This window comes from Tolypothrix sp. FACHB-123 (assembly GCF_014697075.1).
Classification (GTDB): Bacteria; Cyanobacteriota; Cyanobacteriia; order Cyanobacteriales; family Nostocaceae; genus Aulosira.
In genome coordinates, this window is record NZ_JACJRE010000005.1 from 94,666 (window position 1) to 119,554 (window position 24,889).

The window sequence follows — 24,889 nt, forward strand, 5'->3', positions numbered from 1 at the left end:
AGGGAAGGAGGACAAGCAGGACAACTAACAATTATCCAATGCCCAATGCCCAATGCCCAAAACACATTAAGTAACATTATCGCGAATTATTCAGATTTAAATTCGGCATATAATCTGTAAAAAATCAGGTTTTGTGCCGTTTTTCTGCACTGATTTTTAAATTCTCTAGTTTACAAAATTTAAAATATCAAAAACCATGAAAAAATTCATACCATTGTTACTAAGTGCAGCTTTACTTAGTAACACTTTTGCTTGCAGCAAGCCAAGCGATCGCATTGCTAATAATGCTACTTCAACTCAAACTACTAAGCCCCAAAATGCCCCAGTATCCATCCCCTCAGACACCAATTTAGATACAGTTCTGCAACAAGAATTATCTACCGGCAAAAATACTAATAACGAGCGATTTATTTTGCGAGTAAAGAACTCTGTTAAGGGTGTAAAACCTGACTTAAAAGATGCGGAAATTCAAGGACATTTAGAAAATGTAGTCAAAGCAGCTAAGGGTAAAAAAGCAAGTTTACATCTGGTTTTTGATGAAATTACCTTTAAAAATGGCGATACTTATCCCATAAATGCGGCCTTAGTTAACACTCAGGTAGAAAGTAAAACTAAAGGCAAATTTATTCAGAATGCTGGGCTGATTTTAGGCGGAGCAGTAGCAGGCCATTTTATTGGTAAGAAAACCAATGTCAAGCATGGTGGTTTAGCTGGCGCTGCGGCTGCGACTGCTTATGTTCTCTCCAGTCCTGGGGGTGAAGTTGTTCTGAAAAAAGGTACAAAAGTCAAGTTGAAGCTAAAATCAGCCATTAACAATACGCAGTAACTTGGCAAAATTCCGGCATCAATTCTTAATATAATTTACCGGATAAAGTTAGGGGCACAATATTATTGTGCCCTATAATTTTTTGAAATTTGCTAAGTTGTTGTTGATTGCAAATACAAAATCTCAAATTGCATCATCATACAGGACTAAAATCCTGGCTGTAAAATTACTTTTTATACTACCAATTTGCCAAAGCAAGGCGACAAATGCTAGGAACAAGGCAATGCCTCATCCTATAAAATATCCTATAAATATATTGATGTGTCGCCAACATTATTTGAATTAGTATTACTCATACTTTTGCGAGTTTGCGAGCAAGCATCAAATTAATTTTGTTAAAATTAATCAGGAAATGAGAAATTCAGCAGCTAAAAGTATTAGGCGATCTAACAAATATCCCCCAATTGAAGGATGTCACTTTCTACACTGTTCTATTTGATCAATCATAAATCTCAAAAAAAACACCTTTTATCTAGAATTGTTGGTGCAGGATGGATAGCGATCGCACTATCATTGACAGGATGCGAACAAGCGATTGAGTATTTACCACCCTTACCAAATATTGAAATTCCATCCAACCAGTCGCCACAGTCACCACAACTGGCGCAAACACCCCAAACTGCACAAGTTGAGTCACAGATTCGCCAACAAATCAATCAAGTTCGTCAAAAAAATGGACTACAACCTTTACAAAACAATGAAAAATTGGCGCAAGTAGCCAGAAAATACAGCCGTCAAATGATAGAAGAAAACTTCTTCAGCCACACAGGAATAGATGGTAGTACTCTCAGTCAAAGAGTGCGTGCAGGTAATATATCTTATTGGATAATTGGAGAAAATTTATTTAGAAGTAAAAATATTTCTCAGCCTGTATCGCCAGCTGTTGAAGGGTGGTTAGAAAGTCCGGGACACCGAGCAAATATTCTCAGGCCAGTTTTTAGAGAAACAGGTGTAGGAGTGTGGCGCAAAGGTAATACCTACGTCATCACTCAGTTATTTTTGCGGGGTTAGATCGTTACTCTTCAATTAGTTTTAGTATCTACTACTAGGTAAAAGTAGTAAATCAATGGTTTCACCTACACATAAACCTAAGATTGCTATTCCCATTAAAACTAAAAATGAATCTAGCTTACTAAAACCTACAAACCGCAATTCTAAATCTGCTAAAAATGTTGTAGCTACTGGTATGAGAAAAAGACTCAATATGAGTGACCAAGTTGCTACTATCGCAATTGAGAGACTTAAAAATAAGACAATTACTAAAGTTTGAGAACCAAAAGTAAATAATTGTTCTAACCAAAAAATACTTTTTCGGGCTATAACTAAGGCTACAGCAGTGATAAAACATCCCATCAACCAAATAATGTGATGCACTGCAAGATACCACCCTAAAAGAGCATAAGCTATCCAGAGTAATGCCAAAGATATCCAAGGCATCCTGTTGTAAAATTGTATATTCATAAACTTGCTAAAAATTAAACTTATATTTAATATGGAATTCAGGCTTGATACGGAAATTTAATTTGCTAAATTGAGCATGTATTATGCTGGCGATAATTTCAAACAATTGCTAGGCTTGTCAAACTGAAAATAGTAATTGGTTGTAGATTTATATACTTAATTTTCTACTGAAAACAATAGGAGTACTGTGACGACAGAAATAGATATTTATCTCTAATAATGTGCCGATATATTTTAACATAGAAACTTATATTTATACAGCAACTTCTGAATTTATGCCTTTAGGTATATAACAATTAATAACAAGCAAAACTCGCGGCAGATATGACATAACTGCTGTTTTGCTAAACCTATAATTAAAGCAGTGCTTTCTGCAACTTCATACCAGCGATTCAAAGATTTATGAAAATTATTTTCTTGATGTTGATTAAGCAAAGGTAGATAATATGTCGCTTGAACTGATATTACAAAAAAGTGCGATCGCCAATAAAAACATAGCTCAAGAAACTCAGACTGATGTCAAATATGAGCAATCTAAACAAGAGCCATTTACTATACCTGATCTAGCTATATCTTTAACTCCTCTCGCTGTGTTTATTACTTGGATAAGTTTTTTTATACTTTTACGCAAGCACCAAACATCTCGAGAAAATAAAAAAGGTTTTATAATTCATACTTTACGGAAAGTTCCTTGTAAAAATTGTCAATTTTATGCCAACAACCATTATCTTAAATGTGCAGTCCAGCCTTCTTTGGTAATGACAGAAGAGGCTAAAAACTGTCCTGAATATTCACCTTCTAAAAGCAAATCAACTTCTAAAAATTTCTTTAATCGGGACGATCGCTCTTAGTCGCAGTCAGAGCTAAGAGGTTATTAGTAAGTATAAGTACTTTTTTTTGTTAAATCCCTGACTCAACCGTGACGCAGAATTAATCCTAAAGACTCAAGAGCGATCGCACTTGTTTCTCATTGCTTACCTTTGACTGCTAAAGGCGAGAATTTTTTGCATATTTGTAGCAAAAATTATTATTTAAATTTTCAGAGTTTGGAATCTTATCGGGTATAATGCTCAGCATAATTCGTGTCAAAAGGAGAATTTCACTTTTGCAGTCGGAATTGTGAGCGCAAAGACCCTTTTAGACAAGGGCTATTTTCCAGCAATTTATACCTATGATTCCTACCTTAATTTTAGCTTGGATCGTATTTGCAGTATTATGGAAAGTTTTGAAAACAACTATCAGAACTGCACTTACTCTAGCAGCGATCTTGATATTATTACACATCAGTTTTGGCATTACTCCCCAAGATATTTGGGATCTGATAACTAACTTGCCACAAACTCTGTCGCAAATCCGCACTGGTAAGTAATCGGGATGAAGTATGTAATATGTAGCTACGAAGTAAGGAGCTTTCTAGTAAAAAGATATTCCATTGCTATGGTTAACCGTTGACAGTCAACCGCTAACCGTCAACCGTCAACCGCCAACGAAATCAAGCTGTTGTTTATTTTTTAGAGTTCCCTAATTGTCTACATATTTCAGACTTCATCTTTTGAAATCAATTATTGTGTAATGTAGAAATCTTGAGTAATGCATCCTTGAAGGCGGCGGGTAACTGGCGCATAATCTTACCTCTTTCGCGATCTAAGGCTACTAAAGTTACTTTAGCAGTGGTATACAATTGTTGTCCATCAGTGGAAACGATCGCATAGTCCCAATTCATCCTGACACCAGTCACATCAGTCATGCGTGTTTTGACTAACACATCCATACCTAACATGAGAGAACGATGATAATGCAGGGAAATGTTGACAACTGCTAAATCACAACCTAAAGCCACTAAATTGGTATAATCAATCCCAATAGATCGCAAGCATTCTACCCGTGCTTCTTCCATCCAAGTTAAATAGTTACCATGCCAGACAATTCCTGCACAATCAGTATGGTGAGGGTAAACTCTGACAGGATAGGCAAACCAATCTTCAAATGCATAATTTGATGGTTTATCAATGGCAGTAGTGGGTGGTAATTCTGGTTGAGTTGGTTGATTTGCTGACATGTTTAATTTTTTCAGTACTGATGAATTTATACCTCTGGGATAACATAAAAATTACTAACAAAATCATTGATGCTTTGTCAAAACCCCATATTTCTAGATGGTGAAAAAAGCTCAAGTTGGGGTGGAAACCTTAAAGTTGCTCTTTCTGCTAGAATAGTCAAAGATAGATGAAAATGCTGAATTAGCTTTGCTTCCTCAAAATTAGCAAAATCCGATAATTTATTAATTTAGCATCTACGCTCCCAAAAATCGGGGGTGTTTTGTTATGCGTTATTATTTTCCACTATGCAGTTTTGTGATGACTACCCTTGTGATTTGCCTTTCTGGGTGTACTACCCCAGAAAATCAACAGGTAAATCAAAATCCTAGCACGCAACAAAACGCAAAAGACAACAATCAGCCTTCAGTTAATAGTCAGCAAGCTACTCAGATTAAGCTGCTGAACGAAGAAGCAGTAAAATTATGGGAGCAAGGTCAGTTAAAAGCAGGTTTTGAGAAATTACAACAAGCTTTAACTATTAGCACAGATACGGGCGATCGCTTTTGGGAAGCTGTCACTTTGAACAATATGGGCAGAATTTACCAAAAACAAGCCAATTATGCCCAAGCGCTCCAATCGTATCAGCAGGCTTTATTAATTAACAGAGAATTAGGCGATCGCGTCCAAACAGGTAAGACCTATAGTAATATCGGCTACTTGTTTGATATCCAAAAGCAACCAGAGTTAGCAATTTTCTTTTATAAACACTGTCTGATCAATCGCGAGCAAGCAAGACTCAATCCATCATTGCTATCTGCACCCCAACCCGATGCTTATAGTATCACTGTTGCCCAAACCTACCGGATTTTAGGCGAAAAATTACTGAAGCAGGGACGGGTTCCCGAAGCACAACGCAGTCTGGATCTGCTGAAGGTGGAAGAAGTACAAGACTTTCTTTCGGGAGTGCGGGGTAATCAACAAACTGCTAAAGGGATCAATATTATCCCCCAAGAAACAGCAACGAAACAAAAGTTGGATCAAACCTTGGATAGTGCTGTTGAACTTGGTAAGGAGTTAACAAAACTGCGGAAAATTCCTCCCGAAAAGCGATCGCCACAGCAAAAACAACGTATAGAAGAAATCGTCTTAACTCAGCAACAACTCTTAAAGCAATTTAACGATTTTATCGCTAGTCCACCTGTAAAAGCACAGCTAGAGCAAATTAGGCGAACAGCCAAAGGACAAAGTTTAGATTTGGCGAGTATCAACGAATTGCGCGATAATTTAGCCAAATTACCGCAAAAATCTGTCCTAATTTATCCCCTAATTCTCCAAGATAGCTTGGAATTGGTAGTAGTTAGCCCGGAATCCGTACCCGTCCATCGCTCAGTCAAAGTCACCAGAGAACAGCTAAACCAAACAATAGCTAGTTTTCGCCAAGACTTACAAAGTCCCCGGCGTCAGGATGTGAAAAAATCAGCCAATCAGTTATACGACTGGCTGATCAAACCCATAGAAAATGACATCAAATTAGCAGGGGCCAAGCAACTAGTTTATGCACCAGACGATCAATTACGCTACATTCCTCTCACCGCTTTACATGATGGTAAGCAATGGCTAGTTGAGCGCTTTAGTGTCAATTACATCACTGCTGCTAGCCTAAGTAGCTTTAACACCCCACCAAAAACAAATTTCCGGGCTTTAGCAGGTGCGTTTACTAAGGGTAACTACCAATTTCAAGTGGGTAATCAACGACTCAATTATGCTGGGTTACCATTTGCAGGACAAGAAGTAGAAAGTATCGCCGCTACTCTCCCCGGATCGCAAAAATTGATTGATACAGCCTTTAGCCCCCAAGCCACGATCCCGCAAATGGATGACTATACCATTGTCCATTTAGCTACCCATGCAGCTTTTGTGGTCGGTAAACCAGAAGACTCATTTATTTTATTTGGGAATGGCGATCGCATTCACCTGCAAGATGTCGCAAATTGGTCTTTACCCAACGTAGATTTAGTTGTCTTGAGTGCCTGTGAAACCGGTTTAGGCGGTAAATTAGGTAACGGTGAAGAGATTTTAGGGTTTGCTTACCAAATGCAAAGAACTGGCGCTAGAGCCACTATAGCCTCATTGTGGTCTGTAGATGATGGTGGTACGCAAGCATTGATGAGTGCTTTTTACACCTTGTTATCTTCAGGGAAGCTGACAAAAGCTGAAGCTTTGCGACAAACACAAATTGCTTTAATTACGGGAAAACCTCAAGGCAATAATAGTCTTAACATAGCCACAAGCAGTGGTCTCAACCATCCCTACTATTGGGCACCCTTTATTATCATTGGCAACCCTTTGTAATTTTTGCTACCAAATTTTTACCGATTTCTCAAGCAGATAGACAAGAATGCTTTTCTAGAGTCTGTGGCTGATGAAGAATAAGGTTTGTTAAAAATCTGGCTATATACATCAGTTGATGATGTGGCAATTATCGCCACACAGAAGTTTATTTTCTCACAAGATGTAGTCAGCCATTCCTCAGTAAATCAACTAAAGGTAATGGTGAATGGGTAATAGATGAGGGTTAACCTATCCATAATTACCAATTCCCAATTACCAAATAGATCCTTTGTAGTTGTTTTGCAATAGCCCATTAGATGCAAGAATCCTTAAAACTTCTTGGCGAGGGCTTTATTCGCTGCGATCGTTGGTGGTGCAGATTGCTTGACGATATTAGCTAGCTCTTGTAGCTGACTAATCGCTTCCGCGCCTTCTAACTTCATTAATTCGCGGTCATCCCGCATTTCTGTCCAAGTAATACCGTAATCAGATACTAAAAACCGAATTAAGTGATTATCTCCCAAGCTGACCATAAATGAAGCACTATTCATTTGGTCGCCGCAGGTATAGCAGGATGCAGGATATCCGCGTCGCTCCAGTACTATTGCCAAGGCTTGTAGGTTCATTACCAAGTCTTGGACGAATTGCCGATGTTGATGCGCTAGTCTCAGAAACACTTTTGTCCTCCAGACACCACAGTCATTTGAATTTCTTTTATATTTTCTTTAGATTTTCTCATCCAATGGTATTGTAAACTATCCCTTACAATAACCATCAGTTTACGTAGACTTTTCTTGACCACCTAGCTTAGGGTAGTGGATAACGGATTTAAGTACCGTATCAAAGTATTCAATTTGCAAAGGCAAAATATCAGACAGAATTGCTAAATTTAAGATTGTCTTTATGCGCTTGGGTCAGTTTAGATGCTTCAGAGAAGTAATCCGCTTTAAGAGTAACTCAAATTTGCTACTAGTCAACCATATAAAAGATACATATTGGGTTTTGATTGCCTAGTAAAGTCAAATTCCTGACTGGTAAAAGCTTTGGGGCTAGTTTCTGTAGCCTGAGTGACATAAACTCGCTTAATCAACTAGTCTATTCTCTAACATCTGCTTGGTCTTACCCAGTACTTGATACCTTGAGTTAAAATGCCCTCAATCTATGGCATTTGGCAGATGACCATAAAACTTTGAAATTAGTATTCCCTAAGCTTAGATAAGTTATCTGTTTTGGATTATACATTCAGTGTAACGTAACCGTAATGCCAAATGTAAAACCCCCTTCCACAGGATTAAACACTGAGAATAACTCTAGTGAAAAAACCTATGTTGCCATTTAGGCAAGATTTTCCGGACTTTTGAGATTGCAGAGATATTGTTACATAAGCTACTAATTTTTTTTGTCCATTATAGAAAAAAGTTACATAAAATACAGAAAACTTTATAATTAAGCGTAATTATGCGGTCTAGCTGTTAGTTGCGATTAAGACAGATGAGGGCACAACCTAAATTGTGCCCCTCAGCGATTGATATAAATTGAGGTTGACATCCTCACCGACCTAAAGGCGAGGTGATTCCTAAATCTCACGATTTAGGTTTCTGTTTCATAGCAACTGCCTCCACCCACAAGGAGTTTTGGTCTGATGTTCGCTCCACAGACTATCCCCGCAAGCCCTGCGGTTCTCATGTATCGAAATCTCAAACAGAAATTTCTGATATATTTTTGATTCCAGGGTTGGACTGTCCATTGCCCCATCCTCTTTTCCCGGTCTACCGATTTTTCTTCCCCGTTGCGAAGTATCGCCAACTTTGGTGTTAGGGTTTATGTCTCCATCGTCGCGGGTGGGTCATTGACCATCTCTATTTTACCACGCTCTATGTAAAGCCGTCCTTGAAGGACGGGGTTTCTACCCATTTTTCTGATGATTTAGTCACCATCAAAGCGACACCGCCCACCCTGTCAGCGCAATGGAGAATTCAAGAGACATTAGTTAATAAACTACTTGCCACCAACCAAAAGCCGGGCCAATAAACCGGATGGTTACCCAAGCAGCTACCATCACGCCAATACCAATCCAGGCCCCCCGAGTTGTCCAACTGACAAATAGTTCACCTTGAGATTTGGAAATTGGAACCCAAGGTAAGATCCGGGTAGTATCTTGACCGTATTTTTCGCCTAGTGTGCCTTTACGACGCTTTGCTTCACCCATAATCAGCAATTTAAATTTCTAATTTCATGTAACTTTTTGGTTGATATTGGCAGCGATAGCACTTTGCCAATTAAGGTATGTGAACTGATGATAGCTTGTGGCGTGGAGCGATCGCTCTGTGGTTGACAAAACGTAAATAGTTAATGGGCATTGGGCATTGGGCATTGGGCATTGGGCATTGGGCATTGAAATAGACTTGTAGAATCAGGCGGAAATCTAGCTAAATTTAAATTCAGCACAAAGCTTGTCAGATAGGCGTTATTCTGTTGACTGTTGACTGTTGACTGTTGACTGTTTTTTTGGACTAAGCTGAATTTTCTTCGTTGTTGTGGGAGAACAGGCTGGGATCGAGGTAGTTAATTCTGGCGAGGGGACTTAAAGCGGCGAGAATTTGCGCACCATAGCTGCGATTGACTACACGCCCATCTAGTAATGCTACTATGCCTTGACTTTCTCGTGCGGGAGCTACAGCGCGTTGGAGTTCGTTTAAAGCTGTGGGTAATAAGTATAAACGGAACCAGTCTTGATGCGATCGCTTGTAGTGAGCTACCCTACCAGCAACTAGAGGGCTTTCTAAAGATGGCAAGGGCAATGTCGCAATAATTAACAAATGAGGTGGCGGTAAAACACCTTGATGTTCTCGCCAAAATTCCCAGCCGCTAATTAAAATCCCATTGTCATCGAGACAAGTTTTTTCTACCTGTACTCGCGAACCAAACTCAGCAGCGAGAATTGCACCGGTTTGGGCTTTTAGCGGCACATCTCCAATTAACACGACTGTTAATCCTGGTGCAGTCGCACTCAAACATAAAAGGGTACGCACCTTATGAATAAACGCCGCTTGAAATTCTGGCGTATTGGGTAAAGGCAGCTTATAAGGTATGTAAAGTTGAATCGCATCTGTTTGGCTATCAGATGAGAACTTCAAACAAGTCACATCTTCTAACCCCAAACGCTGACGAAATAGAGGCGCTTCCGTTTCGGGTTCTAAGGCGCTACCAACAAAAACTATCGGTTGTCGTTGCCAAATTGGGGCGACTATTTTTCCTAATTCAATCGGGGCGCAGTGTAAGGAAAATAAACCTTGACGACGGGCAATGGTAGCCCAGAGAAGAGAAGGCGATGCAGGAGACGATCCGGAGAGATTTTCTGGCAGATTTTGGAAATAGTGCCAGAAGTTTTTCCAAGCATCAGGTAGTTCAGCTGGATCTAATACTGCATACAGATGTTGCAAAACATCAATTTCTGCTTGAGAGATGAGATAGCACTCATAAGGATTAGCTGGGTGCAGGAAAAAATCCTTCGTCAGTTGTGCTTTTGCAGCACAAATAGTCTCCCCATGTCCCGGACAAGCTAGCATGAGTTCATCCCAGTCATGGGGTTGAATAGTTTGGGTAAGTTCTTGGCGTACCCAATCTTCCAAATCGTCCACCCCATCAATAATTGTCGGCACACCAGGCGGGAAATGTCCCTCATCTTTAATTTGTTTACTTAACCAAGCTGCTGGGGTGGTTAGTAGTAGCCCTTGGAACTCCGCACCAGGCCAAGCGTCACCTGTTCTAATTGGCTTTTTGGCTTGCAGCCACTGCTGTAGGCGCGGAATTTCGACTTTTAACAACCGTTGCTGCACTGTTTGAGGAGCCACAATAATTACAGGGCCGTGCCACATCAATGCCGAGGCGACAAAACTTGTGCGATATCGTCCTTGATAGCCACAAACTGCCCCGACTTGAATTAAAGCGCTACGTCCCAAGCGCAAGGCGCGTGCTACCAACCTTGCCATCGTCAAATGATGGGGCCAGGAAGGGAAACCCGCCTGCGATCGCAAAAAGTTATGTAGTGACAAATGAACTTCTGCCTCAATCACACGCTTCTAATCCCATACAAAATGATTTTTACTTCCGAATAGCCCCATTTCCATTATCTTGTCATTAGTCAGTTGTCAGAGACGCGATAACCCTTATCTGTAAAGTTGTCAGTTGTTTTGCTATCGACTATTGACCATTGACCATTGATCATTGACCAATTTCCCTGAATTATGCCAATTTACACAGGAATCTCCAGCGAAGCCTTCAGACATCCACTGGATCGCCAAGCCGAGCAAGCTTTACGCAGTTTACCGGGATTTGATTTAATCGCTCGTAAATTTGTGGAATTTATCTATGAACGCCCACAGTTAGTTTATCTAATGGGTAACACCATCCAAGTTGGGCCACGACAATACTCCACTATTTACCAGATGTTTCGCGAATGCGTGCGGGATTTGGATATTTATCCAGAACCTACACTTTTTGTCTTGCAGAATCCCCAAGCAAATAGCTATGCTTTGGGGCAAGAAAATCCTTACATAGTCATAAACACAGGGATACTTGACTTACTAGATGAAGTCGAGATTCGGGCGGTGCTAGCCCATGAACTGGGGCATATTAAATGTGGTCATACTATTTTAATTCAAATGGCGATGTGGGCGATGAGTGCTGCTTCCGCCTTAGGTGAATTAACCTTTGGGTTGGGTAACGTTGTTACTCAGGCTTTGATTTACGCCTTTTTTGAGTGGCGGCGCAAAGCGGAGTTATCAGCAGACAGGGCGGCGTTGTTAGTGATTGATGACTTGAATCCCGTCATGTCTTCAATGATGAAAGTCTCAGGTGGCAGTATCAAATATGCCAATGAATGTAGTTTACAAGAATTTATCCAGCAGTCAGAAAATTATCAGGCATTAGATACCGATGTACTCAATCAAGTTTACAAATTCCTGATGTACAATGGCGGGCAAGGAATGATGCTCAGCCATCCTTTTGCGGTGGAACGCTTGCGATATTTACGGGAGTGGGCAGTATCGGCAGAATACCAGCAAATTCGCCAAGGTAATTATCAGCGATCGCCTGCCTCTGGATCTGTTAATGTTTCTTCTCAAACTTCTGAAACTGATGCAGAAAAATTGCGTCAGCAAATTGAAGAATTACAACGAGAAATTAACAGAATTAAAAAATCTGAGTAATTTTGATTATCAAATAATTTTTTCGTTGGTACGTTAGGATTTCCTCAACGTACCACAGGCAGTCAATTTAATTTCAGAAACCAGCTCTGTACTTTGCGTACTTGGATGCTGCGCAATGCCCAGCATATATGGATTTTGGTAGGCTTACTATTATAGTTTTAATAAAATACTTCAGTAAGTGACAAAATTAATTTATGATACTTGATAGTTGAAAGTTGAAACTATCAAGTATCATAAATTTCACAGTCCTGCTGCCTTTATTGTCTATATACCTATAGAATTGATAAAATTTTCAATGATAATTAAATTTACAAAATTATTTTTTATAATAACATATATTCTTTTGCTGTTCTGTTACACACCTGGAATGGCCTTAGCATTACCAGCTAAATTTAACTCTAACTTCATAGTTGTCCAAGCTACTAAATCATACCCAGAATCTGACTTAACTCCTTTACAACGCCAAAGGCTTCAGGCTGTTCGCCAAAGAAGAAATCGGGAAATTCAGGCTGTGTTAGATTCATCACAACGTGCCCAATTAATTCGAGAGTTACATCAAAGAGCTAATCTTAATCAAGCTTTAGAAAAACTGAATTTAAATCCAGAACAGCAAGAACTAATTAAAGCTATATTGAAATTTACCAATCTCAAATTGAAATTTATTTTCCCTAAAAATACTCCGGCGATATAAAGCTAACAATCCCATATAATTAGTGAAAAAAATCTATTGTTTTATTATTCAGAGTAAATTCACAAATTAAATAGGATTGCTACCGTTATACTCTGTTTTAGAGTTCGCAAGTTTGCAGGCGATAGTAAAAATTGTACCATTCCCCCCAATTGTTAACTTCAGTTAGCGGAAATAACTTTGTAAACGCAAAGGGAAGATGACCGATAGGCGCATCAATTTCATAGATTATTTCCTCATCCTTGCGCCAATTTTCATTGACAAACCAGCCCACAGTTTCAACAAAATCTTTACAGTTTAAGTTTACATCTTTGGTTGTTTGGATGAGGCTTTGCCAAATACAAGTTTGGATACTAAACCCGAAATGGGAGTTACTATAAGTTAACCAAAGCTTATCAATAATCCGCAAATCTTCACAAGGAATAGAATTCACACAATCCCTAGAAAAGAATAGTTCATTGAAGGTAATTTTTTCGGGTTGCTCAAGTGCTAAATTTTGTCTATATGGCATTGCCAATGTTAGCAAAATTTGGCTGGTTTCCTCATCAGCTTCTTGCCATTTATTTTCAGATAAAAGATGACGAAGTTGAGAGTAATGTATGCCAGATTTACTGCTGATATTGGAAGTTTCTTCCTCTTCTATTGCCCAATTATCTGCGGTAATTACCAGTTTTTCGATTTTGTTGTATTGCTCATATAATGCTGTATATTCATGTTCAGTTAACTCTTTTAAACTTTGTTGAAATACTTGTTTTTGCTGTAAATAAATATCCTTAATCGTCTCAATATAAGGACTGAGTAAATCTGCTGACCATTTGCCCAAAGCAAATTCTGATTCTAAATGAAACAGTTGGGGTTCATAGCTAGGATTAAGATGTAAATAATACCAATCGGTAATAAAAGCAGCTAGTAATTGGTGAATTGTCACTATGATTTGTCTAATAGTACGAATTGCTCGAATTTCATCGTACTCGGCTGCTTGTAAAGATTCCTTAACTTCTTCCCAATTCCAAGCTGGCATGGAAATGCTAGCAATATTACTATTTTGAGGATGCCAAAAATTCAGTTGGAAGTAAACTTCGTAATCAGTGATTTTGCTATGTAGTACTAATGTTGGTACGTCAGCTAAAATTTGTTTTAGCTGGAGGACATCTGCATCAGTAATAGAACGAATGAAATAGTCGCTATAAAATCCAACTGGGCAGAGATCGCTATTAGGTGGATAATCCTTATGTAAAAAAGCCTTTAATTTTTCTGGTAGTTCTATTGGTAGGTCATGTTGTAAAGAAGATGGGCAATTAGGGCTAACATTTGGCGGAGAAACCAATACAACTAAACGGTATTTTTTTTGCCCTTCATCTAAAATATTGTAACTTTGTTCTTGGCTAAAAATATTAGCCAAATTTCTCGATTCAAAAATCTTACGGATATCTTTCAATCGATGCTGAATTTGATTAGCTTGCCATTCTAGTAACAGAGTTAGGAGTTTTTTGCTAAATTGCGATCGCAACTGGATAGGTAACTCATAGAGATGATGATGAAAAATATCCTGATATTTAATTAACGCTTCTATATATCGAGTATCTTCTTTAACAGGAAATGGCAAAAAAGCAGAAGTACTGTAACCGCTAGCTATCTCTTCTAGCTTGCGTGCAATACTAGCAGCAGTATTTTTCAGCAAATTCGAGAGAATATTGTCAATAAAAGCAGGTAAGGGGATTACTTTTGCAGGGTTAGCCATAGTGGTAGATGTGATGTCATCCGAAAATCCACTCTGTTTTAGCCTGTTAGCGTGAAGTGTGTCACTATTTATGAGGTATGGGGCATTGGTGATTTCTCTGCATTCCTCATCTGCTTGTCTTTTATCCCCTGGTAATCTCTTTTTAGCTTTAACAGTCGCGGCTACTTTTGCAGCATCTATAATTAATCTTGCCCTATGAGCGTTCGTTACCATGTCGGAAGAAGATATCCGTGCCGCGAGGCTGGAAAAAGTAGATCAGCTAAAACAGCTGGGAATGAATCCCTATGCCTATCGATGGGAATCTACTCACCACGCAGCACAACTACAAGAAAAATTTGCTGATTTACCCAGTGGAGAAGAAGTTGATTTAGAAGTTGCCATTGCTGGACGCATTTTAGCGCGTCGCGTCTTTGGTAAATTGGCTTTCTTTACTTTGCAAGATGAAACAGGCACGATTCAGCTTTATTTAGAGAAAAATCGCATTCAAGAAAGCATGGCAGAGATTGATGCTGATGCTTTCAATCACCTGAAGCAACTGTCAGATGCTGGCGACATCTTGGGAGTCAAAGGCACTATTAAACGGACTGAAAAGGGCGAGTTATCGGTCTACGTCAAACAATACACCATCCTCACTAAATCTCTGTTGCCTCTACCCGACAAGTGGCATGGGTTGACGGATGTGGCTAAACGCTACCGTCAGCGTTATGTTGATTTGATTGTCAATCCTGATGTGCGGCAAACTTTCCGCCGTCGCGCCCAAATCACTGCGGGAATTCGTCGCTATTTAGAACAGCGCGATTTTCTAGAAATTGAAACGCCAGTGCTGCAAAGTGAGGCTGGGGGAGCAGATGCACGCCCGTTTATCACCTATCACAACACCTTAGATATGGAGTTGTATCTGCGGATTGCTACAGAACTTCATCTCAAAAGGTTGATTGTGGGCGGTTTTGAGAAGGTGTTTGAGTTAGGGCGAATTTTCCGCAATGAAGGAATTTCCACCCGACACAACCCAGAATTTACTACCATTGAAATTTACCAAGCCTACGCCGACTACAACGATATGATGGCGTTGACAGAGGGAATTATTACCGCTGTCGCTCAAGATGTCCTCGGAACACTGCAAATTACCTACCAAGGGGAAGCTATTGATTTAACACCACCTTGGCGGCGGGTAACAATGCACGATTTAGTTAAAGAATCTACAGGTTTAGATTACAATTCATTCCCAACCTTGGAAGATGCAAAAACAGCCAGTAAAAATGCTGGGATTCCAGGTGTAGATGAAGCCCAATCTATCGGCAAGTTACTGAACTTAGCCTTTGAAGAAAAGGTAGAAGCCAATTTAATTCAGCCTACCTTTGTTATTGACTATCCTGTAGAAATTTCGCCTTTGGCTAAACCCCACCGTTCTCAGCCTGGTTTGGTAGAAAGGTTTGAGTTATTTATAGTTGGACGGGAGACGGGTAACAGTTTCTCAGAACTTACCGACCCCATTGACCAAAGGGAACGCCTCGAAGCCCAAGCTGCGCGTAAAGCGGCTGGCGACTTAGAAGCCCAAGGTGTTGATGAGGACTTTTTGACAGCATTGGAATATGGTATGCCACCTACAGGGGGTTTAGGAATCGGGATAGATCGCTTGGTGATGCTATTAACTGATTCTGCCAGTATTCGGGATGCGATCGCCTTTCCCCTACTCAAACCCGAAAAATCTGACTCATCCCCAGAAGCAACTACTTAATCAACACTCGCAATTGCATAAAAACAGTAAGGTGCGTTAGGCAAAGCCATAACGCACTATGTTTTATCATTCAATATTTGATTATCTTACTTGCTCTTACTAATTCTCTATGATATTCCTTATAAAGAATAATGAGCTTGACATTCCTTATAGGGAATAATATATTGTGAGGTAGGAAGTGACCTGGACTTGGGAAGTTTATCAAGATGGCAATGGAGAAATCCCTAAAGATTTACTTGCTTTTTTCATCAGGATGATTCCAGCAGAGGAGGAACCAGAACATCCACCAAAGCCATTACTCAGTGCTTCCGAAACCAGACGCTTGCAGGTTAATCTTGGCTACCTGTGCAACAAAGGACTAGCATCACTCACCAGTGGCATTTTTGAGAAGCTGGAAGATGATCTGTATGAGTTACGGATGACTAAAAGCGAACATAACCCAAGATTTATTTTAACGGCTGTGACTCCTCAGCGGTTTGTGGTGCTACATGCCTTTATGAAAAAATACAACGACGCTATCAAAGAAAGAGACAAAGCGCCTGCAAGAGAGAGATTGCGAGAATTGCAGCAGAGGAATCATGAAAAAGCCTAATTTTCAAGCTTGGTTACAGCAGCCAATCAGCGACGATTCAGAGGTGATTTTGGCAGGGAAGCTAGAGTATTTACGTCTCTATCTTACCGATGCTATGCGGGAAATACGTAATAAATCAGGATTAACTCAGGCACAGCTAGCCGAAAAATTGGGAGTAAAGCAAGCGGCGGTTTCCAAATTGGAATCGGCGTTAAAAGACCATGAATTGGAATCAGTGTTGCACTATTTACATACCTTGGGTGCAGATTTGCTAGTAGCCATTAAACAAGGGGATGACTTATATCAAGCCAGCGATAACGATGGTGTATTGCTAGTAGATGTACCAGATATAGTGGCACAAAAAGCATTAGCGGCGAACATGAGCGTGCGGGAATATGTTTGTGCAGCAATTGAGAAGTTTGCTAGCGAAAATAATGGACTGAGAACCGCTTTAGTAAAACTGCTGGAAAGTGATGATTTAGTAGCAGTAAAAGTAAGAGAGCGTTTAGGTGCAAAGGCAATTCCAGAAATTGCTATAGAGTTAGAAAAATGTCTGAGTCTATCTGAAGAAGACCGAATTTTTGCTGTTAAGAATGTATTGGCGGGTAGTGTGGCGGTTGGAGAAAGTAATCGCGGAAGCAATAATGAAATTGATGAAATTGAGTTGTTAGATTTAGCAGAAGAACTAGTAGAGAAGTTAGTAGATTTCATTGATAAATATAACTAAACATGAGCTTTAATAATATAGTGAAAGGTTTTGGTGTTAAAAAACCAAAAAAGAACCAAAATCAATATAAATTTTATATTGATTTTTTACATAAATTATTAAAGGTAATTTCAGCTAATCCAAATAAACCTAAAGTTGCTTATCGGTTGCTTGAAGCTAACAAAGATAAGTTGAATCAGGAATTTCCTCCAGTTTTCAGACGATGGTTAACAACTAAATTATCTACAAATTCTCAACAAGCTTATGCTACAGCAGATGCTACTGTAAAATTAATGCTTTTGTTGAATGAGTTTGAGCAGGGAAATAGAGTTGTTTGTGAGGAGATTTGCATTGCTGGTTATGAAGTTTTACTAACGTTAGTTACTCGTTCTCACTTTCCCGAAATATGGGCGATGATTCAACACAATCTCGGCGAATTATACCTGGAATGTTGGAGAGGAGAACGAGCAGAGAATATTGAAAAAGCTATCCGCTGTTTTTATCAAGAATTAGAAATACACACACTAAAGCGCTATCCTAAAGAATGGCTAAGTGCCAAAAATGACCTGGGAGTTGCCTATGGCGATCGCATTCAAGGTGAACGTTCTGAGAATATTAAACAAGCAATTCAGCATCTTACAGAGGCAATCCAAGAGTTTCCACCAGAACGGTTTACTAAACTATGGTTAAAGCTCCAGTATAATCTTGATAGAATCTCATGTGAAAACAGGGAAGATGATATAGAAGAATATATTCAACAGGGACTCAGTCAGTTAACGCAAAACTTATCTACAAAAGAACAAAATCCAAAAGAATGGGCAAATATCCAACTAAATTTGGGTGATTATTACCATGCTAGTTACATAGGAGATAGAGGTAAAAATTTAGAAAAATCTATCCATTTTTATACACAGGCATTACAAGTATTTACTGCTGAAAAATATCCCGAAGAGTGGGGAAAGATTCAACAACATTTAGGTAATTCCTATCTGCATCGTATCCGAGGAGATGAAAGCGAAAATATTGAATCTGCTATCAATTGTTTTACGCAAGCTCTACAAGTAAGGACGCAACAACATTTCCCCGAAGCATGGGCTAAAACCAAAAGCTATTTAGGTATTGCTTTTCGCAGACGTATTGATGGAGATAAATCGGAAAATTTAGAACTGTCTCTTCAGCATTGTCAAGATGCTTTACAAGTAGATATCCGCGATCGCGATCCACATCTATGGGCAGAAATTCAATTACATCTTGCTACAGTTTACGTCGATAGAATGGTGGTTTCTAAAACTGAGAATATTAAACAGGCTATTTTCTATTTTCAGCAAGCACTGCAAGAATATACTCCAGAGCGCAACCAAGAACTTTGTGGTTTAACTCACATGGAACTAGGGATTGCTTATGGTGGAATTCAGGATTTTGAAAAAGCTATATATCACTTCCAAGAAGCATTACAAGTATGTACCCGCGATCGCTTTCCTGAAAGATGGGCTGATATTCAACATAATCTCGGTGGTGCTTATGCAAATCGCATCCAAGGAAATCATCAAGAAAATATTGCTTTAGCTATCCATTGTTGGCAGCAAGAGTTAGAAATATATACACCTAATAGGTTTCCTCGGCTATCCTATGACGCAGGAAGATCTCTTGCCTTCATAAGTCTTATGGAAGATAAGTGGGAAACAGCCATTCAAGGCTACGCCACAGCTATAGAAGCGATCGAAACCTATCGTACCTGGGATAATTCTGAAACTCGCCGCCAAGAAATTCTAGAAGAAGCTATTGATATTTACCAAGAGATGGTAGAAATCTGCATCAACGCAGGACAAATTGAAAAAGCTTTTGAATATGCCGAGCGATCGCGCTCTAAACGCCTGGTAGACTTAATGGCAAGTAACGATCTCTACCAAAGCGGCGAAATTCCCCCAGAAGTTAAAGAATTATTGCAGCAATATGAAGAACTACAACAACAAATTGATCAAGAACGCGATCGCCCAATATCCAACGATAACGGTAGTCAAACACGCGCTGTATTCCAAGCTTACAACGAAGCGATCGCATTTTTAGAAACTGAAAAACAGCAAGTTTGGGAACAAATCAGACGCTTAGATCCTGTGTTAGCTGGCGAAATTCAAGTTAGCGCTCCTAATTTTTCCGCAATCCAAAAGCTGATTGACCAGCCTACTACCGCTATTCTCAATTTCTATACTATCGATAACCACACCTATATCTTTGTCCTGCGACAAAATCAAATTACCCTCCACACTTGCACCGGACAAGGGCTAAAAACGCTGCAAGACTGGATTGAGCAGAATTGGATATCACCTTATGTAAGTGATAACCAGACATGGAATAGCCAAATTAATCAGATTCTTAGCGAACTAGCTCAACGTTTGCAACTGCCTGAATTAATTTTTCAACATTTAGAAGGTATTGAAGAACTAATTTTAGTACCTCACTTATTGCTGCACCAAATTCCCTTTGCGGCTTTACCAATTGAAAATCATCAATATCTAGGAGATCAATTTCTGATTCGCTATACTCCTAGCTGCCAAATATTGGAATTTTGTCAACAACGCGACAAAATAGAAAACTGCGAATTGTATGGCACTATCGAAGATGCGACAGATGATTTACCCTGCGCCAGTTTTGAAGGTGAAAAAGTTGCCAAACTGTACAACATTCCTCACTCTCAACGCCTGAGAGGTAGCATTCAAGCGACTAAAGCTAATTATCGTCAGCTAGCTAAACAAGTCCAAGTGCTTCATTGCTGTCATCATGCTGAATCATGTCTTGACAATCCCCTTGCATCATATTTGAAATTGGGGGATGGCACTATTACTTTAGGGCAGTTGATGACACCAGGATGGCGTTTACCCAATCTCTCTGATGTTTTTCTTTCCTGCTGTGAGACGAATTTGGGTATTCCTGGGCTAACTGATGATATTCTCACCCTCTCCACAGGCTTTTTGTGTGCTGGTGCGAGAAGCGTTGTCAGTACTCTCTGGGAAGTAGATGATTTAGCCACAGCAGTATTTTCAGTATTTTACTACCAACACAGACAACAGGGTAAAAGCCGTCCGGAAGCTTTACGACAAGCTCAAATCTCCTTACGCAGTTTAAGGAAAGAGGATGTTAAAGAAATTTCTCCAGAAGCACAAGCCAGGGAAAGAGAACTCATAAAAAGTAGAAGACAATACAGCCCTGGGACAGTAGAACATCGCGAATGGGAGCGTGAATATAAGATGTATGCCAGATTTAACCGATTAATTCAAGCTATCGAAAGTTCTAAGCAAGAGTTTCCCTTTTCTCATCCGCGTTATTGGTCTGCTTTCATCTGCCAGGGTTTACGATAATAAGCGATCGCACTTCCTGATTCCTCAACAGTCAACACGAGGGTTTAAGGTTTTTGCAGGTTATTAGGTGAGAATGCTATAAAATAATTTTAAAATTCCAGCGACTCACTCCAGTTTTGAGGTTTATCATTATTTGCAAGCCAAAGATATTAAAAAACAATTAAGATTACTCATAGAGGAAGCATCTGTTATTGATCCTGGTTTAGCGAGAAAATTAGAAGATATAAATCGCTGGGTTAAAGATGTTAAGCCTGGTTCTTTGACAGCTAAAAAATTTGTCCTTTTTTTTCTGCAACAAATTATTCAAGATGCAATAATTTGGTTGGATATTCAAGCGTTGGAATCACCAGAGGAGCAACAGCATTACTTTGAGCGGATGACGCCATCAGAATATTATTGGTATAAGTATTTATTTCCCAAATGGCTCAATCAACCAGATCCTAAGTTTTCTATCTGGAAAAGAAAATTGATGGCCGGGGAGTTTCAGCAAGAGGATATCAATATATTAAGAGCGATCGCTACAGATGTGGTTCATCGAGAAGGGACATTTTGGCATTGCTATATAGCAGATTTTTCAATGGCAACTGATATAATTATAAGTAATAGAGAGCAGCAACCACTGTGTATTCAGATTACGAGTCTCTCGGATGAATTTTCTCAAGAAAAGTCTGATAATTGGGAAAACACCTTGCAACAATGGGGCATAGATAGAGGTTTATTTTTAAGTTATAACCCCCACATTACGGATTTTGTCACTCAGTTAGTGAATATATCACTGTATAACAGCGATCGCCTAAAAACAGGCGTTTATTTAAAATTCAGTTTATAGTTTTAAGTCTTTTTCCTGTACTGTCTTAACGAAACTACACAACTATGGGGAAACAAAGGTCACTTGAACCTCAAGAAAGATTGGAAAAATTTTTAGAGCATTTAGCAGCAGCTAGGGAATTACAAAGAAATTGGATGACTTATGGACTTGATTATGTAGATAAGTATGTTGAGGATGTAGATGGAGACTGGTGGGAAAAGTGGGAAGAAGAAGAACAGCAGAGTTTTGTAGACTCAGTGACTGATTTCCTCAAAAGTGATGACTCCATAGCCGTAAGAGTACGCCAGAAGCTAGCGAATAAACCAATTCCCGAAATTGCAGAGAAGCTAGAAAAATACTTTAGTTTCCCAGAAGCAGAAAGAATATTTGCGCTTAAGGACTTTTTAAGTAATAGCTTAATAGAAGACAACAACCGTAATAGTAGTAACAATTTTGTAGATGTTGAACTTTGTGATTTAGTAGCAAAAGTTTTAAATAAATTGCAAGAAATTTCCGTCAGATATCAGAGTCAATTTCTCTAATTTTCCTCTCCTCTCTATTACAGATGATAAAGGCGCGTTATCACTTTCGTTAACGCGCCCTTAACTCAATATTTATCATCATCGGGTTAAATAGTATCAGGGTGGGAAATGCTGACCCTGATACTATTGTTTGAAAGTAAGCTAATTGGCAACTTCAGCCATTTCAATAACGCGCCCTTCATAATCCTTAACTAAAAAATTAAGGGGCTTTTGGTTGCGAATCTTAAACTTTAAACCGCGTGTTTCAACTCGCAGTAAAATCATTTCTAAGCAATCGCGATCGAAACAGACATGGCGTTGCTGATTTTTAGTGCCTAAACTAGCGCCAGTAATTACGTGCAATTGGGTATTTTTCTTTAACTGATACCACAAACCTTCACTAGCATTATTCATGCTTCTGCTACCGAAACTGGAACCAGCTGACATATAAAGCGGGTCTATGCTGGTTGCGCCGATGGTTTGTTCGTAGTTGTAGTAGTAATGCAAAGGCACTTCAGCCGCAGGTAAATCTAGCAGCCCTTCATACAACTGTCGTGCAATCTCCAAATCTGAAACCATGACAGTATGCACTTTTGGCGCACTGGTGAGAAACATCCACATTGCACCAGCATAAGCCGCCAGTAGCAACACCATAATACCTTGGGTTGATAATAGGCTATCTAGGGGCAAAGAAGGCAAAAAAGAGGCTAAAGTCAAAGGACTGAGCAGTAATGGTATCACGCTAGCTACTATAACCATGAATAAATCAAATATTTATTGTATAGGGGAGACGCTTTTATGATTGTCGATTAAGACTAAAATTAACTCTTTGTTTATAGTGTATCAATAACTTTAGTGTCTGAAGTTTGAAGTCTCACAGACAAATATAAAGATATTGTGCGCTAACCGGGGAAACTACAGCCCCACATATTTTAACAACTATCAACCCGACGACTTGTGCAAATACCCCATTTTCCTGAAGCTAACCACCCCCTAGTCAAGTCACTATTTCATCAAAGTGACCAAGAACTGCTAACTTCTTTTCAAAACTCTCCGGATTCGGGGAAGTACTTTACGGCGATTTTTTGCCGCTATAGTCCGATAGTCTACACCTTGATTCGCCACTCGGCGCGATCGCCTGTGCAAGCAGATTATCTGTTTGCCCTTACCTGGCGACATATTTACTATGAACTGGGTGGACTAGATTTAAACAAAAGCTCCCAAGCAGATCAAGAACCTTTAACCCTGCAAAACTGGCTGATTAATATCACGGCTTTCTGTATTAACGAAATTGAACTACCACCTACAGAAGCTATTCATTACTCTCTCAAGGCGACTTCACCAGCTTTTTGGTGTTATGTGGAACAAGCTTTGGAACAACTACCACCAGTATTGCGGTTTGTGGTGTTAATGGCTCAAACTTTTCGCTGGAGTGAAACGAGAATTGCGGCTTATCTGCAAGCTGAGGGTGAAAATTTTACCCCGCTTGAAGTAGCCAATTTTCTTCAGGAAGGATATCGTATGTTAGAGGCAAAATTACCTGGAGACATTCGTACTATTTATTTAGGTGAAGGTGCTGCCTAATCCTAGCTTAAGTAGAAGTACATACAAATCTAAAAACAAGGTAATTTAAACTTGACTTATAAAACCTTCTACTTAAAAGCGAAATTTCTCAGGTAAGTTTTATGAAACAAAGGTATTTCTTACCAGAGGCTAGCATTGTCGATATGAATCCCCCCCGGAAATCAAAAAGCTATGAATTGGGGAGTTGGGATTGTGCTATCCTCACCTCGTACCGGGGTGGCAAATCCCAATTTTTGGCTATTTGCTTGTTAATTTTGGCTATGGCTTTGAGTCCTTTAAAAGCCAGTGCGGTGGATATTACCCAACAACTACACCGCCCGTTAAATAATCCCGGATTGCGAGACTCCAGAGAAGAAGCAGACAGTTTATTGCGTATCGGTGAGCAACAGCAAATGTCTGGTGCTGCTGATAAAACAATTGATTCTTGCTTACAAGCGCTGGAAATTTATCACTCTTTGGGAGACTATAAAGCCCAAGGTAAAACTTACGGATTACTAGCGAAGTCCTATATTCAGCTTAACCGATTTACGGAAGCGGAAGATGCATTACGGCGACAGTTAGCGATCGCGCGTGATACAAAAGATTTTCAGTCGCAAATTTTCGCACTGAATAATATTAGTACTGTGCTGCTGCAAAAGGGAGCATATAGCTCTGCGGGTAAAGTAGTAGAGGAAGCTCTGTCAATTGCCCAGAATGTTGACAATCTTGCCGGAAAGGGGCTGTCTTTGAGTAATTTAGGGCTAGTAAATGCTAGGTTAGGCAATTACAACAAGGCTATTAAATTGTACGAAACGGCTTTAACTTACCGCCGTCAGGTTGGTGATATTTTAGGTGAAACCAATACCCTGAATAATTTGGGTGAGGCTTACCTCGCAATGGGAAATTATCCTGACACTATTGGAACCTATGGCGCGGCTTTGCGGATAGCTAAAACCACAAGCGATCGCATTAATTATGTAAGATCGATTGATGGTTTAATTGCCTCTCACAGTTCTGTCGGACGTTATGAACGTGCTTTTGATTTATTACAGCAACGCTTAGAAATCGCTAGAGATACGCAAAATTTGCGCGATGAATTCAAAGCTATCATGGTCTATGCTCAATTGTACGAGCAGTTAAATAAATATCTAACTGCCCGTCATTTCTACGAAAGAGCGCTAATAATAGCCCAAAATATGGGAGATAGTAAGCAAGAGGTGTTTTTAGTCGATAAATTGCTGAAAATGCCTAAGCAGTGATTGGATTAGCAGCAGGTAGGGCTATGCTTAACAAAACATTAGATATGCTGAGTATTGCTCCTACTACTGCC

General features: G+C 39.5%; 23 protein-coding genes. 15 read left to right on the plus strand and 8 right to left on the minus strand.

The features are described from left to right. Window positions 1–196 precede the first annotated feature (196 nt). Together H6G41_RS05210 and H6G41_RS05215 are read left to right on the plus strand one after the other, a co-directional pair. Complete coding sequence (locus H6G41_RS05210) at window positions 197–826, plus strand: hypothetical protein (RefSeq protein ID WP_190744237.1); 630 nt, start codon at window positions 197–199, stop codon at window positions 824–826. 411 nt (window positions 827–1,237) lie between these two features. Then, window positions 1,238–1,837 carry a CAP domain-containing protein gene (locus H6G41_RS05215; RefSeq protein WP_190744239.1) on the plus strand — a complete coding sequence of 200 codons (600 nt, stop codon included), beginning with the start codon at window positions 1,238–1,240 and terminating at the stop codon, window positions 1,835–1,837. 21 nt (window positions 1,838–1,858) lie between these two features. On the opposite strand, the gene H6G41_RS05220 is transcribed toward H6G41_RS05215, so the two are convergent. Continuing rightward, complete coding sequence (locus H6G41_RS05220; protein WP_190744241.1) at window positions 1,859–2,287, minus strand: hypothetical protein; 429 nt, start codon at window positions 2,285–2,287, stop codon at window positions 1,859–1,861. Between the two features lie 446 nt (window positions 2,288–2,733). Between H6G41_RS05220 and H6G41_RS05225 the strand changes: the two genes are divergently transcribed. After that, on the plus strand, window positions 2,734–3,138 hold the full coding sequence (locus tag H6G41_RS05225) for a hypothetical protein (protein ID WP_190744243.1): 405 nt from the start codon (window positions 2,734–2,736) through the stop codon (window positions 3,136–3,138). 320 nt (window positions 3,139–3,458) lie between these two features. Beyond that, window positions 3,459–3,656 carry a hypothetical protein gene (locus H6G41_RS05230; RefSeq protein WP_190744245.1) on the plus strand — a complete coding sequence of 66 codons (198 nt, stop codon included), beginning with the start codon at window positions 3,459–3,461 and terminating at the stop codon, window positions 3,654–3,656. 189 nt (window positions 3,657–3,845) lie between these two features. Here the strand turns inward: H6G41_RS05230 and H6G41_RS05235 are convergent, their stop codons facing one another. Then, complete coding sequence (locus H6G41_RS05235; protein WP_190744246.1) at window positions 3,846–4,346, minus strand: thioesterase family protein; 501 nt, start codon at window positions 4,344–4,346, stop codon at window positions 3,846–3,848. Window positions 4,347–4,644: 298 nt separating this feature from the next. Here H6G41_RS05235 and H6G41_RS05240 point away from each other — a divergent pair, with 298 nt between their 5' ends. Further along, entirely contained in the window at window positions 4,645–6,678 is a 2,034-nt protein-coding gene (locus H6G41_RS05240; RefSeq protein WP_242037807.1) for a CHAT domain-containing protein, read from the plus strand. A gap of 308 nt (window positions 6,679–6,986) precedes the next feature. Here the strand turns inward: H6G41_RS05240 and H6G41_RS05245 are convergent, their stop codons facing one another. The 4 genes from H6G41_RS05245 to H6G41_RS05260 all read right to left on the minus strand — a co-directional run bounded on the left by H6G41_RS05245 (window position 6,987) and on the right by H6G41_RS05260 (window position 10,733). Further along, complete coding sequence (locus H6G41_RS05245; RefSeq protein ID WP_190744251.1) at window positions 6,987–7,334, minus strand: DUF1815 family protein; 348 nt, start codon at window positions 7,332–7,334, stop codon at window positions 6,987–6,989. 1,313 nt (window positions 7,335–8,647) lie between these two features. After that, window positions 8,648–8,866: a DUF2839 domain-containing protein gene (locus tag H6G41_RS05250; RefSeq protein ID WP_190744253.1), complete on the minus strand. Its 219-nt coding sequence runs from the start codon at window positions 8,864–8,866 to the stop codon at window positions 8,648–8,650. Between the two features lie 24 nt (window positions 8,867–8,890). Further along, on the minus strand, window positions 8,891–9,031 hold the full coding sequence (locus H6G41_RS05255) for a hypothetical protein (protein WP_190744255.1): 141 nt from the start codon (window positions 9,029–9,031) through the stop codon (window positions 8,891–8,893). A 139-nt stretch (window positions 9,032–9,170) separates the two neighbouring features. Further along, window positions 9,171–10,733 (minus strand): helicase C-terminal domain-containing protein, encoded by a 1,563-nt coding sequence (locus tag H6G41_RS05260; RefSeq protein WP_190744258.1) that lies wholly within the window; start codon window positions 10,731–10,733, stop codon window positions 9,171–9,173. A gap of 171 nt (window positions 10,734–10,904) precedes the next feature. Here H6G41_RS05260 and H6G41_RS05265 point away from each other — a divergent pair, with 171 nt between their 5' ends. Together H6G41_RS05265 and H6G41_RS05270 are read left to right on the plus strand one after the other, a co-directional pair. Beyond that, window positions 10,905–11,867: a M48 family metalloprotease gene (locus H6G41_RS05265; RefSeq protein WP_190744260.1), complete on the plus strand. Its 963-nt coding sequence runs from the start codon at window positions 10,905–10,907 to the stop codon at window positions 11,865–11,867. A 367-nt stretch (window positions 11,868–12,234) separates the two neighbouring features. Continuing rightward, the gene (locus H6G41_RS05270) at window positions 12,235–12,558 is read left to right on the plus strand and encodes a hypothetical protein (RefSeq protein ID WP_242037808.1); all 324 of its coding nucleotides are present in this window, start codon (window positions 12,235–12,237) and stop codon (window positions 12,556–12,558) included. Window positions 12,559–12,655: 97 nt separating this feature from the next. Here the strand turns inward: H6G41_RS05270 and H6G41_RS05275 are convergent, their stop codons facing one another. Further along, window positions 12,656–14,509, minus strand: coding sequence for a GUN4 domain-containing protein (locus tag H6G41_RS05275; protein ID WP_190744262.1), 1,854 nt, complete (start codon window positions 14,507–14,509; stop codon window positions 12,656–12,658). Between H6G41_RS05275 and lysS the strand changes: the two genes are divergently transcribed. The 6 genes from lysS (at window position 14,508) to H6G41_RS05305 (ending at window position 22,017) form a co-directional block, all read left to right on the plus strand. Further along, window positions 14,508–16,034 carry a lysine--tRNA ligase gene (lysS, locus tag H6G41_RS05280; protein WP_190744263.1) on the plus strand — a complete coding sequence of 509 codons (1,527 nt, stop codon included), beginning with the start codon at window positions 14,508–14,510 and terminating at the stop codon, window positions 16,032–16,034. The two genes, H6G41_RS05275 and lysS, sit on opposite strands and share 2 nt — an antisense overlap. Before the next feature lie 178 nt (window positions 16,035–16,212). Continuing rightward, on the plus strand, window positions 16,213–16,626 hold the full coding sequence (locus tag H6G41_RS05285; protein WP_190744270.1) for a type II toxin-antitoxin system RelE/ParE family toxin: 414 nt from the start codon (window positions 16,213–16,215) through the stop codon (window positions 16,624–16,626). Further along, on the plus strand, window positions 16,613–17,332 hold the full coding sequence (locus tag H6G41_RS05290) for a helix-turn-helix domain-containing protein (protein ID WP_190744272.1): 720 nt from the start codon (window positions 16,613–16,615) through the stop codon (window positions 17,330–17,332). The genes H6G41_RS05285 and H6G41_RS05290 overlap by 14 nt, the downstream gene beginning before the upstream one ends. 2 nt (window positions 17,333–17,334) lie before the next feature. Further along, window positions 17,335–20,667: a CHAT domain-containing tetratricopeptide repeat protein gene (locus H6G41_RS05295; protein WP_199316048.1), complete on the plus strand. Its 3,333-nt coding sequence runs from the start codon at window positions 17,335–17,337 to the stop codon at window positions 20,665–20,667. Window positions 20,668–20,800: 133 nt separating this feature from the next. After that, window positions 20,801–21,496, plus strand: a complete 696-nt coding sequence (locus tag H6G41_RS05300) for a hypothetical protein (RefSeq protein ID WP_190744274.1) — start codon at window positions 20,801–20,803, stop codon at window positions 21,494–21,496. 44 nt (window positions 21,497–21,540) lie between these two features. After that, complete coding sequence (locus H6G41_RS05305; RefSeq protein WP_190744276.1) at window positions 21,541–22,017, plus strand: hypothetical protein; 477 nt, start codon at window positions 21,541–21,543, stop codon at window positions 22,015–22,017. 141 nt (window positions 22,018–22,158) lie between these two features. On the opposite strand, the gene H6G41_RS05310 is transcribed toward H6G41_RS05305, so the two are convergent. Continuing rightward, window positions 22,159–22,755 (minus strand): glyoxalase-like domain protein, encoded by a 597-nt coding sequence (locus tag H6G41_RS05310; protein ID WP_190744278.1) that lies wholly within the window; start codon window positions 22,753–22,755, stop codon window positions 22,159–22,161. 198 nt (window positions 22,756–22,953) lie between these two features. Between H6G41_RS05310 and H6G41_RS05315 the strand changes: the two genes are divergently transcribed. Together H6G41_RS05315 and H6G41_RS05320 are read left to right on the plus strand one after the other, a co-directional pair. Further along, window positions 22,954–23,580 carry a sigma-70 family RNA polymerase sigma factor gene (locus H6G41_RS05315; protein WP_190744280.1) on the plus strand — a complete coding sequence of 209 codons (627 nt, stop codon included), beginning with the start codon at window positions 22,954–22,956 and terminating at the stop codon, window positions 23,578–23,580. A gap of 101 nt (window positions 23,581–23,681) precedes the next feature. Then, window positions 23,682–24,818: a tetratricopeptide repeat protein gene (locus H6G41_RS05320; protein ID WP_190744282.1), complete on the plus strand. Its 1,137-nt coding sequence runs from the start codon at window positions 23,682–23,684 to the stop codon at window positions 24,816–24,818. Window positions 24,819–24,889 lie beyond the last annotated feature (71 nt).